Source organism: Mycolicibacterium aichiense, assembly GCF_010726245.1.
In the GTDB taxonomy this organism is placed as follows: Bacteria; Actinomycetota; Actinomycetes; order Mycobacteriales; family Mycobacteriaceae; genus Mycobacterium; species Mycobacterium aichiense.
Window position 1 is genome coordinate 5,136,956 of record NZ_AP022561.1, and the last position, 14,498, is coordinate 5,151,453.

16 protein-coding genes and 1 riboswitch are annotated in these 14,498 nt (G+C 68.3%); of the genes, 7 read left to right on the forward strand and 9 right to left on the reverse strand.

Annotated features, from left to right (window positions below):
- Positions 1 to 43: 43 nt before the first annotated feature.
- Positions 44 to 1,534, reverse strand: a complete 1,491-nt coding sequence (locus G6N32_RS24820) for a M28 family metallopeptidase (RefSeq protein WP_115319037.1) — start codon at positions 1,532 to 1,534, stop codon at positions 44 to 46.
- Between the two features lie 55 nt (positions 1,535 to 1,589).
- Between G6N32_RS24820 and G6N32_RS24825 the strand changes: the two genes are divergently transcribed.
- Positions 1,590 to 2,567 (forward strand): permease, encoded by a 978-nt coding sequence (locus G6N32_RS24825; RefSeq protein ID WP_115318470.1) that lies wholly within the window; start codon positions 1,590 to 1,592, stop codon positions 2,565 to 2,567.
- Positions 2,564 to 3,259 (forward strand): TIGR03943 family putative permease subunit, encoded by a 696-nt coding sequence (locus tag G6N32_RS24830; protein ID WP_115318469.1) that lies wholly within the window; start codon positions 2,564 to 2,566, stop codon positions 3,257 to 3,259. The genes G6N32_RS24825 and G6N32_RS24830 overlap by 4 nt, the downstream gene beginning before the upstream one ends.
- Here G6N32_RS24830 and G6N32_RS24835 read toward each other — a convergent pair.
- From G6N32_RS24835 to thiO, 4 genes are all read right to left on the reverse strand, one after another.
- On the reverse strand, positions 3,250 to 4,017 hold the full coding sequence (locus G6N32_RS24835; protein ID WP_115318468.1) for an SGNH/GDSL hydrolase family protein: 768 nt from the start codon (positions 4,015 to 4,017) through the stop codon (positions 3,250 to 3,252). The genes G6N32_RS24830 and G6N32_RS24835 overlap by 10 nt on opposite strands.
- Entirely contained in the window at positions 4,018 to 4,776 is a 759-nt protein-coding gene (gene thiG, locus G6N32_RS24840; RefSeq protein WP_115318467.1) for a thiazole synthase, read from the reverse strand.
- Positions 4,769 to 4,966 carry a sulfur carrier protein ThiS gene (gene thiS / locus G6N32_RS24845; protein ID WP_115318466.1) on the reverse strand — a complete coding sequence of 66 codons (198 nt, stop codon included), beginning with the start codon at positions 4,964 to 4,966 and terminating at the stop codon, positions 4,769 to 4,771. Before thiS ends, thiG begins: the two co-directional genes overlap by 8 nt.
- Positions 4,963 to 6,006, reverse strand: a complete 1,044-nt coding sequence (gene thiO, locus G6N32_RS24850) for a glycine oxidase ThiO (protein WP_115318465.1) — start codon at positions 6,004 to 6,006, stop codon at positions 4,963 to 4,965. The genes thiS and thiO overlap by 4 nt, the downstream gene beginning before the upstream one ends.
- Positions 6,001 to 6,110: riboswitch (TPP riboswitch) on the reverse strand. (Overlaps the previous gene by 6 nt.)
- A 24-nt stretch (positions 6,111 to 6,134) precedes the next feature.
- Between thiO and thiE the strand changes: the two genes are divergently transcribed.
- A complete protein-coding gene (thiE, locus tag G6N32_RS24855; RefSeq protein WP_115318464.1) occupies positions 6,135 to 6,812 on the forward strand; it encodes a thiamine phosphate synthase in 678 nt (225 codons plus the stop codon).
- Here thiE and G6N32_RS24860 read toward each other — a convergent pair.
- Entirely contained in the window at positions 6,805 to 7,386 is a 582-nt protein-coding gene (locus G6N32_RS24860; protein WP_115318463.1) for an NUDIX hydrolase, read from the reverse strand. The genes thiE and G6N32_RS24860 overlap by 8 nt on opposite strands.
- Before the next feature lie 151 nt (positions 7,387 to 7,537).
- Here G6N32_RS24860 and glnX point away from each other — a divergent pair, with 151 nt between their 5' ends.
- From glnX to G6N32_RS24875, 3 genes are read left to right on the forward strand one after another with little or no spacing between them, the layout of a single operon-like run.
- A complete protein-coding gene (gene glnX / locus G6N32_RS24865) occupies positions 7,538 to 8,857 on the forward strand; it encodes a protein kinase G-activating protein GlnX (protein ID WP_115318462.1) in 1,320 nt (439 codons plus the stop codon).
- Positions 8,858 to 8,861: 4 nt separating this feature from the next.
- A complete protein-coding gene (locus G6N32_RS24870; protein WP_115318461.1) occupies positions 8,862 to 9,830 on the forward strand; it encodes a glutamate ABC transporter substrate-binding protein in 969 nt (322 codons plus the stop codon).
- On the forward strand, positions 9,830 to 12,082 hold the full coding sequence (locus tag G6N32_RS24875) for a serine/threonine-protein kinase PknG (protein WP_115318460.1): 2,253 nt from the start codon (positions 9,830 to 9,832) through the stop codon (positions 12,080 to 12,082). The genes G6N32_RS24870 and G6N32_RS24875 overlap by 1 nt, the downstream gene beginning before the upstream one ends.
- Here G6N32_RS24875 and G6N32_RS24880 read toward each other — a convergent pair.
- The 3 genes from G6N32_RS24880 to G6N32_RS24890 are packed head-to-tail and all read right to left on the reverse strand — an operon-like array spanning position 12,079 to position 13,673.
- Positions 12,079 to 12,870 (reverse strand): cytochrome c oxidase assembly protein, encoded by a 792-nt coding sequence (locus G6N32_RS24880; protein ID WP_115318459.1) that lies wholly within the window; start codon positions 12,868 to 12,870, stop codon positions 12,079 to 12,081. The two genes, G6N32_RS24875 and G6N32_RS24880, sit on opposite strands and share 4 nt — an antisense overlap.
- Positions 12,871 to 12,897: 27 nt before the next feature.
- On the reverse strand, positions 12,898 to 13,341 hold the full coding sequence (locus G6N32_RS24885; protein ID WP_115318458.1) for an SRPBCC family protein: 444 nt from the start codon (positions 13,339 to 13,341) through the stop codon (positions 12,898 to 12,900).
- Positions 13,338 to 13,673 (reverse strand): ArsR/SmtB family transcription factor, encoded by a 336-nt coding sequence (locus G6N32_RS24890; RefSeq protein WP_083118059.1) that lies wholly within the window; start codon positions 13,671 to 13,673, stop codon positions 13,338 to 13,340. Before G6N32_RS24890 ends, G6N32_RS24885 begins: the two co-directional genes overlap by 4 nt.
- Before the next feature lie 80 nt (positions 13,674 to 13,753).
- Between G6N32_RS24890 and G6N32_RS24895 the strand changes: the two genes are divergently transcribed.
- The gene (locus G6N32_RS24895; RefSeq protein WP_115318457.1) at positions 13,754 to 14,497 is read left to right on the forward strand and encodes a DUF899 domain-containing protein; all 744 of its coding nucleotides are present in this window, start codon (positions 13,754 to 13,756) and stop codon (positions 14,495 to 14,497) included.
- The last annotated feature ends 1 nt before the right edge of the window (position 14,498 follow it).

Consider the following 14,498-nt stretch of genomic DNA (forward strand, 5'->3'; position numbering starts at 1 on the left):
ATCTCCGCCGAAATGTGGATCTGAGTGCGGTCTCAACGAAAAGCTACGACACCGTGCCGGCGTGCCGAGTGCGGTCATCCCGGATGGGAATGCCGTTGCGGCCCTCGATGTCCTGAGCGTAGAGCCCGACGGAGAACACCACTCCCCCACCGAGAATGCCCAGCGCGGCCTTGTCGATGTGATCGATGGTGTCGGTCGGCTTGTGATAGTTCGGATCAAATGGCGCGTCGGCGGTACCTCCCCACAGCTTCTGCTGATCGGCGGTCTTGTTCTCCTCGGCCCCGGAGAACAGGCCACCGGAGGGAATGCCGGCCCTGGTGAACGCGTCGTAGTCCGACCGACCGTCGAAAGACGTGTCCTGCGCGGTCTTTCCGGCCGACTTCAGGTAGGCCACCAAGGTCCGCTCGATACCCGCCGACCCCTCCGGCACCCGCGGCGCCCGCTCCCCGCGCCCCGGGGCGGTGGACTGGTCGCCGTCGTAGGTGAAGTAGCCCGGGTTGGGTGAGCCGATCATGTCGTAGTTCAAATACAGCGCAATGTCCTTGAGCTGATCCACATTCAGCGACTCGATGTACTTGTTGGATCCGATCGTCCCAAGCTCCTCAGCACCCCAGAACGCGAATCGCACCGCGTTTTTGACATCGGGATTGGGGCCGAGCTGCACGGCGGTCTCCAGCACCGCGGCCACCCCGGAGCCGTTGTCGTTGATGCCGGGTCCCTCGGGAACGCTGTCCAGGTGGGCGCCGGTCATGATCACGTCAGTGGTCGATCCGGTCTTGGTCTGCGCAATGACGTTGCGCGCGTTGACCAATTGGGTGTTGGCCTCGAGTTTGAGCATCGTCGGCCCGGGATTGGCGCGCAGCCGCGCGCCGTCGGCCTTGCTCACCCCGACCACCGGGATCTTGACGTCGGTGGCCTCGCCGAGGGTGGCGCCCATCGACGGCTCGTCGACGTTGTTGGCCACGACCATCGCGATCGCGCCGAGTTTGGCGGCGATGGCCTGCTTGTCGGAGAACGGGCAACTGCCCCGGTCGACGAGAACCACGGCGCCCTGGACGGCAATACCGTCGTAGTCGGCAGGCGCGCAGCCCGGTGTGTCGTCCGCCGGTGCGGCGACCAACGGCCCGGTGACGCCCTGCGGCGGGGTGGAGAGGCTGAATTCCGCGGCCTGCGCGGCGACGGTGTCGCCGCCGACCCGCAGCTCCGGCTTGCCGGCTTTGAAGACCTTGGCCTGGAACTCCGGGGTCTGAACATCGAACCCCTTGGAGCGCAGCACGCCGGCCACATAGTCGACACTGGCTTCGAAGCCGGGGGTACCCACCGCCCTGGTTCCGTTGTTGGCGTTGGCGATGTCCTGCAGCTTCTGCAGGTGCGCCATCATGGCGTCGGTGGTGACCCGCTGGCGGAGCTCGTCGGCGAACTGCGCGGCGGCCTTGGCCGGGGCGGCCGGTTGCCCGGAGTCGGCCGGCCGGTTGCATCCCGCCACCGCGATGACGGCGACGGCCAGCGCGACGGCCACGTGTCTGTACTTCATCGCGCCCAGGGTACGTATCGGTGAGTGCGCAGGTTTGGGTGGCACCATGTGCCCGATGACCGTCACGTCCCCGCGCCGCCGCTTGGTGACCTCCACCGAGGTGCTGGCGGCCGCATTGGTGGTATGCGCGCTGGCGGGCACGTGGATACGCGACGGGGTCGCGGGCGATCCGCGGCTGTCCACCGCGGGAACCGTGTTCGCCGGGGTGTTTCTGCAGGCTGTGCCGTTTCTGGTGCTCGGCGTGATAATCAGCGGACTGATCGCAGCATTCGTGTCCCCGCAACGGCTGGCTCGGTGGCTGCCCCGCCGCGCGCCCGCGGCGGTGCTGGCCGCGGGCGTGGCCGGTGCGGCGCTGCCGGGGTGCGAGTGCGGGTCGGTTCCGGTGGCCCGGCGCCTGTTCGGCGACGGAGCGGCCGGTGCCGCGGCGCTGACGTTCATGCTCAGTGCGCCGGCGATCAATCCGGTGGTGCTGGTGGCCACCGCGGTGGCTTTCCCCGGTCAGCCCGAGATGGTGGCCGCGCGCTGCGCCGCATCGTTGGCGACCGCGGTGGTGATGGGAATGGTGTGGTCGCGGTGGGGCCGCCCAGGTTGGGTCACCCGCAGGCTGCCCCGCTCGGACGACGCGGATCAATCCCGCTGGATCGCGTTCACCGAAGCCGCCCGGCACGACTTCCTGCAGGCCGGCTCCTATCTGGTGATCGGCGCCGCGGCCGCCGCCACGTTGCGCGTCGTGGTGCCGCCGTGGATGTTCGAGCATGTGGCCGGCCACCTGCTGATCGGTGTGATCACCATGGCGCTGCTGGCGTTCGTGCTGGCGCTGTGCTCGGAGGCCGACGCCTTCGTCGCGGCCAGCCTCACCATGGTGCCGCTGGTGCCTCGGCTGGTGTTCCTGGTGGTCGGGCCGGCCGTCGACGTGAAACTTGTTGCCATGCAAGCGGGTTTGTTCGGCCGGAGTTTCGCGCTGCGCTTCGCGCCGGTGACCCTGGTGGTGGCGACGGTGTTGGCGACGGCAGTCGGGCTGGTGCTGCTGTGAGGCGCGAAACCGAGAACACGTTGCTTCTGATCGTCGGGATCGCCCTGGTGATGGTCACGGTCACGGGCGCATACACCCGGTACGTCAAACCGGGAATGCTGCCGTGGCTGGCGATCTCGGCCGTCGTGCTGCTCGGGCTGGCATTGACCGCGATCGCGCGCGACGTTCGGCGCGGCGGCCCCCACCACGAGCACGGCGGTCACCATCACCGCAACGGCATCGTCTGGCTGTTGGTACTGCCGGTTATCCTGCTGATCTTCGTGGTGCCACCGGCGTTGAGTGCCCGGGCCGCCGCTCCCGCGACGGTGTCGATCGCCCGGTCGTTCCCGCCACTGCCGCCCGGGCCTGCGCCGTCGTTGTCGCTGCCCGAGGTGTTGATGAGGGTGGCGGTCGGCAAGGTCGGCGGCCTGGATGACCACCCGATCACCACGACCGGTTTCACGATGCGCGACGGCGATCGCGTCGACTTGGCCAAGATCGTGATCGTCTGTTGTGCGGCCGACGCTCAACTGGCCCGACTGCACCTGTCCGGACCGGCAGCGCGGGCTGCGGCCGCGATGCCGGAGAACACCTGGCTGCGGGTGGTGGGCACGGCGCCGGCGGGCCAAACCTATTCCGGCACAGGCTCGATACCCACCCTCGAGGTGACGGATGTGGTGCGGATCGACCCACCGGCCAACACCTACGGCTGACGCACCCTCGCGACGACGAGATCGGCGACCGCGCGCATGCCGGCCGCATTGGGGTGCCACGGCTTCGGGCGCCACGGCAGCAGGGAACCGGCACCGACCGTCCACGGTTCGGTCGACCAGGGGTGGTGGTCTCGGCTCATCTCCGCGGCATGGACCACCTCGCACCCGGTGGCCAGCGCGGCTTCGAGAGTCTGATCGGCCAGGCGTGCTGCGATGTGGCGGCCGAGGTCGGCGACGTCATCCGGCAGTGGTGGCGCCGGTTTTCCCGCGGGAGGCAGCAGCGTCAGGTAATCCACGAACATGATGCGCGCTCGCGGTGATCGCTCCCGCAGCACCCGGCCCACTTCCCGCAGCGACGCACCCACCTGGTTCAGCGCCGCGCCCCTGGCTGCGGGGTCCAGGAGTTCGTCCAGTCGCGCACCGAGTACCGGAAGCCTGCGCAGCACCGGCGGCAGGGTTGCGGCGAACAGCAGCGGCACGTAGCCGACGTCGTTACCGCCGATGGTGACGGTGACCAGTTCCTCCGAACCGTCCAGGGCGTCGATCTGCGGCGGGGCACCGTGCTGCCGATCGCGCAGCACGTGCGCGGTGGTGGCACCGGAGTAGGTGACGTCAACCAGGTCGAGGCCGAGCCGTTCGGCGGTCAGGTGTGGGTAGTTGCGGGCCGACCGGCCGGCCGGGATCGGAGAACCGGCCACCCTGGGCCGGATCCCAGGGCCGGCCGCCATCGAACTGCCCAGTGCCACATACCGACTCATCTAGGCCAGACTCGGGCTCGATGCCTGCGCCCAGAACCGCTTTGGGATGCGCCCGGCATGCCGGGCCAGCAGGCCCGCGGTCACAGCGGCTGACATCGCGGCGGCCATCGCAGGCGGATCAGCGGCCCGAGTCACAGCGCTGGCCAAAAGAACCGCATCACAACCTAATTCCATCGCGAGCGCAGCGTCGCTGGCGGTGCCGATCCCAGCGTCGAGGATCACCGGTACACCTGCGGCCGCCACGATCATCTCGATATTGTGCGGATTGGAGATACCCAGCCCGGTACCGATCGGTGAGCCGAGCGGCATGACCGCAGCACACCCGGTGTCCTCGAGCCGTCGGGCCAGCACCGGGTCGTCGTTGGTGTACGGCAGCACCACGAACCCATCGTCAACCAATTGCTCTGCTGCCCGGACCAATTCGACAGCGTCGGGCAGCAGGGTGCGCTCGTCGGCGATCACCTCGAGTTTGATCCAGTTGGTGCCGAGCGCCTCGCGGGCCAGTTGCGCGGTCAGCACCGCTTCGGCCGCACCGCGACAGCCCGCAGTATTGGGCAGTGCGGTGATCTCCAGGCGGGCAAGCAGATCCAGCACACCGGTGCCACCCTCGGCGTCCACCCGGCGCATCGCGACGGTGGTCAGCTCGGTACCCGAGGCCACCAAAGCCTCTTCCAGAACGGTCAGGCTCGGCGCGCCGCCGGTGCCCAGGATCAGCCGGGAGCCGAACGTGCGTCCCGCGATCGTAAGTTGTTCAACCACCTTGCACCGCCGTGACGACCTCAACCCGGGCCCCGTCGGGCACCGCCGAATCCCATTGTGAACGAGGCAGAACCGACCAGTTCACGGCGACCGCGATGCCGCGGTCGGGAAAGCCGAGGGCGTCCAGCAGCCCCGAGACGGTGGTGCCGTCATCGACTTCCAGCTCCTCGTCGTTGACCATCAGCTTCACGCGTGTGCTCCCATCAACTCGGCGGCGATGCGCTGCGCGGTCCAGGGCGCCAACAGGAAGCCGGACCGGCCGTGCCCGGTGGCCACCAGGGTGCGCTCGTCGAGACGGCCGACGATCGGCATGTTGTCCGGGGTCATCGGCCGCAGCCCCGCCGCGCACTCGGCGAGCTCGTATTCGCCCAGCGCCGGCATCACCTCGCAGGCGTCGTCGAGCAACTCGCGCACCCCGGCCACCGACGGCGCGGTGTCGCGGCCGTGTTCGTACTGGGTCGCGCCTACCACCACGCCGTCGGCGCGCGGCACCAGGTAGACCGAGCGGCCGTGGACCCGGGCCCGAACCACCCGCTGCGGCACCGGCATGCAGCCGTGCCGCCAGCGCAGCCGAAGCACCTCGCCTTTCACCGGCCGCACCGGCAGGCCCGGCCACAGTGCGGGCGCGTCGATGCCGTTGGCGATGACCACGGTGTCGACACCGTTGCGGGCGTCGTCGAGACGCTCCACCGGCGCGGCCCATTGCACCCCGAGCTGCTCACAGTGGGCCTCCAGGGCCGCCACCAGTTTGCGGTTGTCCACCGCCAGCTCGTCGGTGGCGACGAAGCCGTGGCGAATACCTTGAGCCAGAAGCGGTTCGGTGTCGCGGGCGGCGGTCGTCACGGTGACCGGATGGCCCTGGGCCGACAGCCAGTCCGCGACGGTCCGCACATCGGCCGCATCGGCCCGGTCCACACCGACCACCAGTGACTGGCGCGCGGTGACGACATCGGCGGGCAGACCGTCGAGGAAGCCGTCGTGCCACAGGCGCAGCGACTCCAACCCCAGCGTCAGCAGTTGCTCCTCGCCCGGCCAGCCTTCGCTGTGCGGGGTCAGCATGCCGCCGGCGACCCACGACGCCCCAAGGCCCCGATCATTTCCCGGGTCGCTGCGCTCCGGCCCTCCGGAGGTCCGGTGTACCCGCACCGCGAGCCCGTCGAGCAGCGCGCGCCGCGCCACCGCGAGTCCGATGACACCGCCTCCGACGACGGCCAGAGAATCCTTCGACATATCCCTTTCGCTTCCTTCGCCGGCATGACCCGGATCAGGTGGTGACGGTCTGGAGCGTTGCGCCCCACTCTCAGCCCCGCCCCGGGGCTCCCGTGCCGATCCTCCACGCTAGCCGCTACCGTCGCGGTGTGCACGAACCTCGCTCCCGGCTCGCTACCGCACGGCTGTACCTGTGCACCGACGCCCGCCGCGAACGCGGTGACCTGGGCCAGTTCGCCGAGGCGGCGCTGGCCGGCGGCGTCGACATCATCCAGCTTCGCGACAAGGGTTCACCCGGTGAGCAACAGTTCGGCCCGCTGGAGGCCCTCGACGAGCTGGCCGCACTGGAAATCCTGACCGAGGCCGCCCACCGGCACGGCGCGCTGGTCGCGGTCAACGACCGCGCCGACATCGCCCGCGCGGCGCGCGCCGACATCCTGCACCTCGGCCAGGACGACCTACCGCTGACCGTGGCCCGCGAGGTCGCCCCGCAGGCGCTGATCGGCCGCTCCACCCATGCCAGCGGCGAGGCCGCCCGCGCGCTCACCGAGGACGTCGACTACTTCTGCGTCGGTCCGTGCTGGCCGACGCCGACGAAGCCGGGACGTCCCGCGCCCGGCCTGGATCTGGTGCGCGACGTCGCGGCCATGGGACCGGCCAAGCCATGGTTCGCGATCGGCGGGATAGACGAGGAGCGTCTGCCCGAGGTGCTCGAGGCCGGCGCGACCCGAATTGTGGTGGTGCGGGCGATCACCGGGGCCGACGACCCGAAGGCGGCCGCCGAGAGACTCCTGGCGGCGCTGGACCAGCCCGCCGAACCTAGCTGACTTCCGCGGCCGCCGACGTACACCAGGCGAAGACCCCGGCCCGGATCTCCACGGTGTGCGGCACGGCCAGCAGGCATTCCTCGTGCTCGTGAGCGCTCAGCATCGTGGTGATGCGTAAACGTTCCCAGCTGGCGGCGAATCCGGGGTGCAGCGGCAGCTCGATCACCTCGTCCTCGGCCACCCAGCGCAATTCGGAGCTCTCCCGGTTCGCGACGGTGCTCAGCAGCTCCGGAGCGTCGGCGACGACGGTGGTGTAGCTCCACTGCGCGCCGCCGGTGCCGACGACCTCCGCCGTCACCACGGTCGCGCGGACCGCGACATGCTCGGCGCGCAGACCGGCTTCCTCGTGGGCCTCGCGCACCGCGGCCTGCTCGGGGGTCTCGTGGCTGTCGCGAGCACCGCCGGGCAGCGCCCAGGTGCCACCCTGGTGGCTCCACGGGGCCCGATGCTGAAGCAACACCGCGGGGGTACCGTCGGCGCGAGGCGCCCGCAGCAACAACCCCGCGGCGCCATGCCGTCCCCAATAAGGCGTGCCGGTATCCGACACCACCCAACCGTCGCCATCCCCGCGCACGCGTTCAGGATAAGCACGCCACGCCGGATGTAGGTCGGTCGATCCCGCCCCATCCGTCACAGCACCTCTTAGGATTGTCTCAGAAAGAGTGCCGGGCCTCCCGGCAAAGGGCAGCAGTGGATCCGGACAACACGGAATGAGGTCCGCGAACGTGACCGTCGAGCTGGCACACCCGTCGACCGAGCCGTTGGGCCAGCGGTCGACGGTGCCGCCCGCTCACCCCCGGTGGTGGTTCGTCCGCACCACACCGGGACGCATCCTGACCCTCGGCGTCATCCTCGCCACGCTCGGCATCCTCAGCGCGTTCGCCACCTCGACGACGATCACCGACCGGCAAACGCAGCTGACCGCCGTTCTCAACCACACCGAGCCGTTGTCCTTCGCCGCCGGCCAGCTCTACACCACGCTGTCGGTGGCCGACGCCGCCGCGGCGACCGCGTTCATCGCCGGCTCCGAGCCGCGCGCCGTGCGGCAGCGCTACGAGCAGGCGATCACCGACGCGGCCGTTGCGGTGACCCGCGCCTCCAGCGGTCTCACCGACGAGCCGCTGGTGCAGTTGCTGGGCCGGATCAACGCGCAGTTGGCCGTGTACACCGGCCTGATCGAAACCGCCCGCACCAACAACCGGATGGGCAATCCGGTCGGCTCGTCGTATCTCTCGGAAGCCTCGGCCCTGATGCAGCAGCAGATCCTGCCGGACGCGCAGCGGCTGTACGAGCAGACCTCGGCGCGGGTCGACGCCGAGACCACCGCCTCCACGCGGATTCCGGCCCCGGTGATCATGGTGGTCGCGGTGACGCTGTTGTTCGGGGCGTTCGGTCACCGGTGGCTGGCCGATCGCACCAAACGCCGGGTGAACGTCGGCCTGATCGCCGGCGGCTTGGCGATCGTGGTGATGATCATCTGGGTGGGCTCGGCATTGCTCATCTCCACCGCAGGCAGCCGGGCTGCGAAGAACACCGCGGCCGAGTCGTTGAAAACTGTGACTAACCTGGCGATCACCGCCCAGCAGGCGCGCGCCGACGAGACGCTGTCGCTGATCCGGCGGGGAGACGAAGACGTCCGCAAGCGTTCCTACTACCAACGCGTCGAAGCCATGCACACACAGCTCACCGATTACCTCGCCCGCAAGGACGCCATCGCCAAGGACGACCTGGCCGACGCCGACGGGTTGCTGACCAAGTGGCGGCAGGCCGACGAACGGATCAACGCCTATATCTCGGTCGGCAACTATCAGGCTGCGACTCAGGTCGCGTTGGGCACCGGGGAGGACGACTCGACACCGGCGTTCGACAAGCTCGACGCGGCGCTGTCGAGCGGTATCCGGCAGAGCCGCAACCAACTGCGCAACGACATCCTGTCCGCTCGCCGGGTGCTGTCGGGCACCACTGTCGGCGGAGTGGTGCTCTCGGTCGGCGCGGCGTTGTCGGTGGCGCTCGGCCTGTGGCCGCGGCTCAGCGAGTACCGGTGATCACATGAAAGCTCACCGGCTGCTCTGCATCGCGGTCGCCGCGGCGACCGTCCTCAGCGGCTGCGGCAAAACGGAGTTCATCGGGGCTCCCCCGGTGCCCACCCTGGCCCCGCCGACGCCGGCCGGGATGCAGGAGCTCGCGCCGGAACCGCCGCTGCGGCCCGATCCGGCGGAGAATGCGTGCGACCGCACCGCCAGCCTGCGCCCCTTCCCCACCAAGGCCGAGGCCGACGCGGCGGTCGCCGGTATCCGCGCCAGGGGCCGGCTGATCGTCGGGCTCGACGTCGGCAGCAACCTGTTCTCCTTCCGCGATCCGATCACCGGGGAGATCACCGGTTTCGACGTCGACATCGCCGGTGAGGTGGCCCGCGACATCTTCGGGACTCCGTCGGCGGTCGAGTACCGCATCCTGTCGTCGGCCGACCGGATCACCGCGCTGCAGAACAACACCGTCGACATCGTGGTCAAGACCATGACGATCACCTGCGAGCGCCGCAAGCTGGTGAACTTCTCCACGGCGTATTTCACCGCCTATCAACGCATTCTGGCTCCACGAGAGTCGGCCATCTCGCAGGCCTCCGACCTGTCCGGGCGCCGGGTGTGCGTCGCCAGCGGAACCACGTCACTGGACCGGGTGCGTCAGATCGCCCCGCCGCCGATCATCGTCACGGTGGTGAGCTGGGCAGACTGCCTGGTCGCATTGCAGCAGCGCGAGGTCGACGCGATCAGCACCGACGACTCCATTCTGGCCGGCCTGGTGGCCCAGGACCCGTACCTGCACATCATCGGACCGAACATGGCTCAGGAGCCGTACGGCATCGGCATCAACCTGACCAACACCGGTCTGGTGCGGTTCGTCAACGGCACTCTGGAGCGAATCCGCCGCGACGGTACGTGGAACACGTTGTACCGCAAGTGGTTGACGGTGCTGGGGCCCGCGCCGGCTCCCCCGACGCCGAGGTATCTGGACTGATGGCCGCCTCCGATCAGCCAGACGTCGACGTCGGAACCCAGCCCGCGTCGTTCGACGATTTCGGCATGGACTCGGCGTCGACGATGCGGCCGATGGCCACCCAGGCGATCTACCGGCCGCAATTCGAGGACGACGACGACTCGATCGGCAGTGCGGGCACCGAGCCGGAGGCCATGCATCACCCCACCGTGGCCCGCAAGCTGTCGCCGACCCGACGTCTCGGCGGCGGGCTGGTGGAGATTCCCCGGTACCCCGAGATCGACCCGCTCAAGGCGTTGATGGTCAATCCCGTTGTCGCCGAGGTGAAGCGGTTCTGCTGGAACTGCGGACGTCCGGTGGGCCGCTCGACCGAGGACAGCGAGGCGCCGTCCGAGGGTTGGTGCCCGCACTGCAACAGCCCGTATTCATTTGTGCCGCAGCTGGTTCCCGGTGACATGGTCGCCGACCAATACGAGATCAAGGGCTGCGTGGCGCACGGCGGCCTGGGCTGGGTGTACCTGGCCGTCGACCACAACGTGAACGAACGGCCGGTGGTGCTCAAGGGCCTGGTGCATTCCGGGGACGCCGAGGCACAGGCCATCGCGATGGCCGAGCGCCAGTTCCTCGCCGAGGTGGTCCACCCGTCGATCGTCAAGATCTTCAACTTCGTCGAGCACCCCGATTCCCACGGCGAGCCCGTCGGCTACATCGTGATGGAGTACGTCGGCGGAAAGTCGCTGAAACTGCCCAAGGGCGAGAAGCTTCCGGTGTCCGAAGCCATCGCCTATGTGCTGGAGATCCTGCCGGCGCTGGGCTATCTGCATTCGATCGGCTTGTGCTACAACGATCTCAAGCCGGAGAACGTGATGGTGACCGAGGAGCAGCTCAAGCTGATCGACCTCGGCGCGGTGTCACGGATCAATTCGTTCGGCTACCTCTACGGCACGCCCGGCTATCAGGCGCCCGAGATCGTCCGGACCGGACCCACCGTCGCCAGCGACATCTACACGGTGGGCCGCACCCTGGCCGCCTTGACGCTGAACCTGCGAACCCGCAAGGGCCGCTACGTCGACGGGCTGCCCGAAGACGATCCGGTGCTCAAGAAGTACGACTCGTTCGCACGGTTGTTGCGCCGGGCGATCGACCCTGATCCGCGCCGCCGATTCGCCAGCGCAGAAGAGATGTCTTCGCAGCTCATGGGCGTCCTGCGTGAGGTGGTCGCCGAGGACACCGGTGTGCCGCGGCCCGGCTTGTCGAACGTCTTCACCCGCACCCGGGCGGCGTTCGGGGTGGAGCTGCTGGTGGCGCATACCGATGTCTACCTTGACGGGCTGGCCCACGCCGAGAAGCTGACCGCCGCCGAGATCGTCACCGCCCTGCCGGTTCCCCTGGTGGATCCCAGCGACATTGCCGCAACAGTGCTGTCCGCGACAGTGCTGTCGCAGCCGGTTCAGACGCTGGACTCGCTACGCGCAGCCCGGCACGGCGTACTCGACTCCGAAGGGGTCGACCTCACGGAGTCGATCGAACTGCCACTGATGGAGGTCCGCGCGCTCCTCGACCTCGGCGACGTCGCGAAGGCCAACCGCAAGCTCGACGATCTGGCCGACCGGGTGGGCTGGCGCTGGCGGTTGATCTGGTTCAAGGCGGTCTCCGAGCTGCTTACCGGCGACTACGATTCGGCGACAAAGCATTTCACCGAGGTTCTGGACATCTTCCCGGGCGAGTTGGCGCCGAAGCTGGCCCTGGCGGCAACGGCCGAGCTGGCCGCCACCTCCGACGAGCTGCCGTTCTACCGGACTGTCTGGCACACCGACAACAACTCCATCTCGGCGGCGTTCGGTCTGGCCCGGGCGCTGTCCGTGGAAGGCGATCGCGAAGCCGCGGTCCGAACGCTCGACGAAGTTCCCGCCGCATCAAGGCATTTCACGACGGCCCGGTTGACCAGCGCGGTGACATTACTGTCCGGACGGTCAGCCCACGAGCTGTCCGAGGAGCAGATCCGCGATGCCGCGCACCGGGTGGAGGCGCTGCCCGATTCCGAACCGCGGGTGCTGCAGATCCGCGCACTGGTGTTGGGCACCGCGATGGACTGGATGAGCGAGAACACCGCCAGTACCAACCATATTCTCGGTTTCCCGTTCACCGAACACGGTCTGCGCCTGGGCGTGGAAGCCTCGCTGCGCAGCCTGGCGCGGGTGGCGACCAGTCAGGCACACCGCTACGCGCTGGTCGACATGGCCAACAACGTGCGGCCCACCAGCACCTTCTAGCGCGAGAAACGATCGCGCAGCGCAGGGTCGTTCTCCCACCACAACGTCGACGCGCCGTCCCCGCTCACCTGGTCGAGTTCGGCGTCCGCCCGCTTGGCCTTCCGACGCTCATCGGTTCCGAGCTGACGCATCAGTGCGGCGACGAACGGAATGCTCAGCACATCGCCGAGGATCCACAGAATGCCCGCACCGATCGATTGATCGGTGCGGAGGCTCGGTCCCCAATCACGCTGCAGCGCAGCGTAGTAGTCGACAGCGATGAGTGGTCCAAGCCAGAGCACGATGCCGAGCAGGCCATCGGCCAACGACTCCACGACGCTGATGCCGATGGACAGCAGCGGGGAGAATCGTCGCGGCACGGGATCGACCTGCAGCCGGGTGTAGAAGTACCCGAACCCGACGAGCACCAGCCACACCCGGGTCAGCGCCGCCAGCGGTCCGGTCATCGAGGCGACATACCAGGGCGTCAGGTAGAGCAGCCACGGTGTCGCCAGCATGGCGGCTGACGTCGTCAACGGCGACAGCGCCACCCGCATGGCTCTCGAGCTCAGCGCCCGGTCCACGATCTGTCCCACGGGCATCGAGCGCGAGCACACCCATGCCACCGGGCGAGCTGATGCCAGCAGAAGCGGTGTGACGAACAACAGCAGCAGCACCTGCAACGCGCGCACCCAGAACAGCACCGGCGCGTACTCGCCGACGGGACCGAACGTGGCCAACGCGCACACGGTTATGCCGAGCAGCAAACATGACCAGCGAACCACAGCTGCCGACGGTAAACCGGTCAGCTTGGGATCGACTGTGCGTTCTGACGGTCACCGCACAGTCGACGTCAACCGGGCGGCGAGCTGGGCGAAGGTATCGATCCAGCCGCTGTGGAACGATTCGAATTCACTTGTCGGCAGCAAAGTGTGCTCGATCGACATCAAGGTCTCGTCCACGCCGACCGGCTCGAACGTCACCGCGACGATGCTGGCCTGTGAGGGATCCTCCCAATTCGAGTTGCTCCAGGTGAATCTCAGCAGACGCGGGCGGTCGATGGTCAGGAACTGCCCGCTGATGAGCACCCTGGTGCCCGAGTCGTCGACGTCGAAGCGCACCGTCCCGGCAACCCGAGGCTCGACGGTGACCTCGACGACGCGCACCGGATTCGGACACATCCATTCCTGCAGCGCTTCCGGATCCAGCCACTCGTCGAACACCACCGCGGGCGGGGCCGGCATGACCCGCGAGACGACGACGGTCACCGTGTCAGTCATCGGCCGTCGGCCTTCTTGCGGCGCAGTCGCGCGGCCAGCGCATCCGCGCGGGTCGACCAGAACCGGGTCTGCTCGTCGATCCAGTGTTGAGCTGCGGTAAGCCCTTCCGGACGCAGCGACACCCAGTGTTCGCGTCCGCGCACCTCCCGCTGGATGAGGCCGGCCGACTCCAGCACCCCGACGTGGCGTGATACTCCGGCGAACGTCATCGGCAGCGGAGCGGCAAGGTCGGTGATCCGGGCATCGCCCTGTCGCAACACCTCGATCAGGTGGCGGCGGGTCGGATCGGCCAGGGCGGCGTACGCCCGGTCCAACACTTGATCTTCAACCATCTTGTTGACTATAGCCGCTCAGAGTGGTTGGCTGAACTCAGATACTCAACTAACTTGTTGAATGATTCGAAGGAGTAACCGTGCAGATGCCCGACATCGTGTCGGCAGCCGAGTGGGAGGCCGCCCGCAACCAAATGCTGGTCAAGGAAAAGGAACTGACGCGGGCCCGCGACGCCCTGGCGGCACAGCGCAGGCGTATGCCGTGGACTCCGGTCGACAAGAACTACGTATTCGACGGGCCGGACGGAACCTGCAGCCTGCTCGACCTGTTCGGCGGGCGGCGACAGCTGATCGTGTACCGCGCCTTCCTCGACCCGGGTGTCCACGGCTGGCCCGACCATGGTTGCGTCGGATGTTCACTGATGGCTGACCACATCGGTAATCTCGCCCACCTCAACGCCCGGGACACCACGTTCGTCTACGCATCACGGGGGGTGCAGGCCGATATCACGCGGATCAAGGCCCGGATGGGCTGGGACATCCCGTGGTACACCATGGTGCCCGGCCAGGACAGCGCCTTCGACGTCGACTTCGGCGTCGACCAGTGGCATGGCACCAATGCGTTCATCCGCGACGGCGACCAGATCTTCCGGACCTACTTCATCGACAGTCGCGGCGATGAAATCTTCGTCAACACATGGCATTTCCTCGATATGACCGCACTCGGCCGCCAAGAGACCTGGGAGGACTCCCCACCGGGTTACCCGCAGAGCAAGCCCTACGAATGGTGGGCCTGGCACGACAACTACCCCGGCCACACCCCGTCGCGCTGGTTCGGCGACCCGAACCCGGACGACCCCAGCGATCCGCGACCGCCGCGCTAGC

Excerpts from the sequence above, each read along its gene's own strand:
- thiO (WP_115318465.1), bottom strand. The coding sequence starts at position 6,006 with ATGTCGAAGGATTCTCTGGCCGTCGTCGGAGGCGGTGTCATCGGACTC.
- G6N32_RS24885 (WP_115318458.1), bottom strand. The coding sequence starts at position 13,341 with ATGACTGACACGGTGACCGTCGTCGTCTCGCGGGTCATGCCGGCCCCG.
- G6N32_RS24890 (WP_083118059.1), bottom strand. The coding sequence starts at position 13,673 with ATGGTTGAAGATCAAGTGTTGGACCGGGCGTACGCCGCCCTGGCCGAT.
- G6N32_RS24820 (WP_115319037.1), bottom strand. The coding sequence starts at position 1,534 with ATGAAGTACAGACACGTGGCCGTCGCGCTGGCCGTCGCCGTCATCGCG.
- G6N32_RS24835 (WP_115318468.1), bottom strand. The coding sequence starts at position 4,017 with ATGAGTCGGTATGTGGCACTGGGCAGTTCGATGGCGGCCGGCCCTGGG.
- G6N32_RS24825 (WP_115318470.1), top strand. The coding sequence starts at position 1,590 with ATGACCGTCACGTCCCCGCGCCGCCGCTTGGTGACCTCCACCGAGGTG.
- G6N32_RS24875 (WP_115318460.1), top strand. The coding sequence starts at position 9,830 with ATGGCCGCCTCCGATCAGCCAGACGTCGACGTCGGAACCCAGCCCGCG.
- G6N32_RS24870 (WP_115318461.1), top strand. The coding sequence starts at position 8,862 with ATGAAAGCTCACCGGCTGCTCTGCATCGCGGTCGCCGCGGCGACCGTC.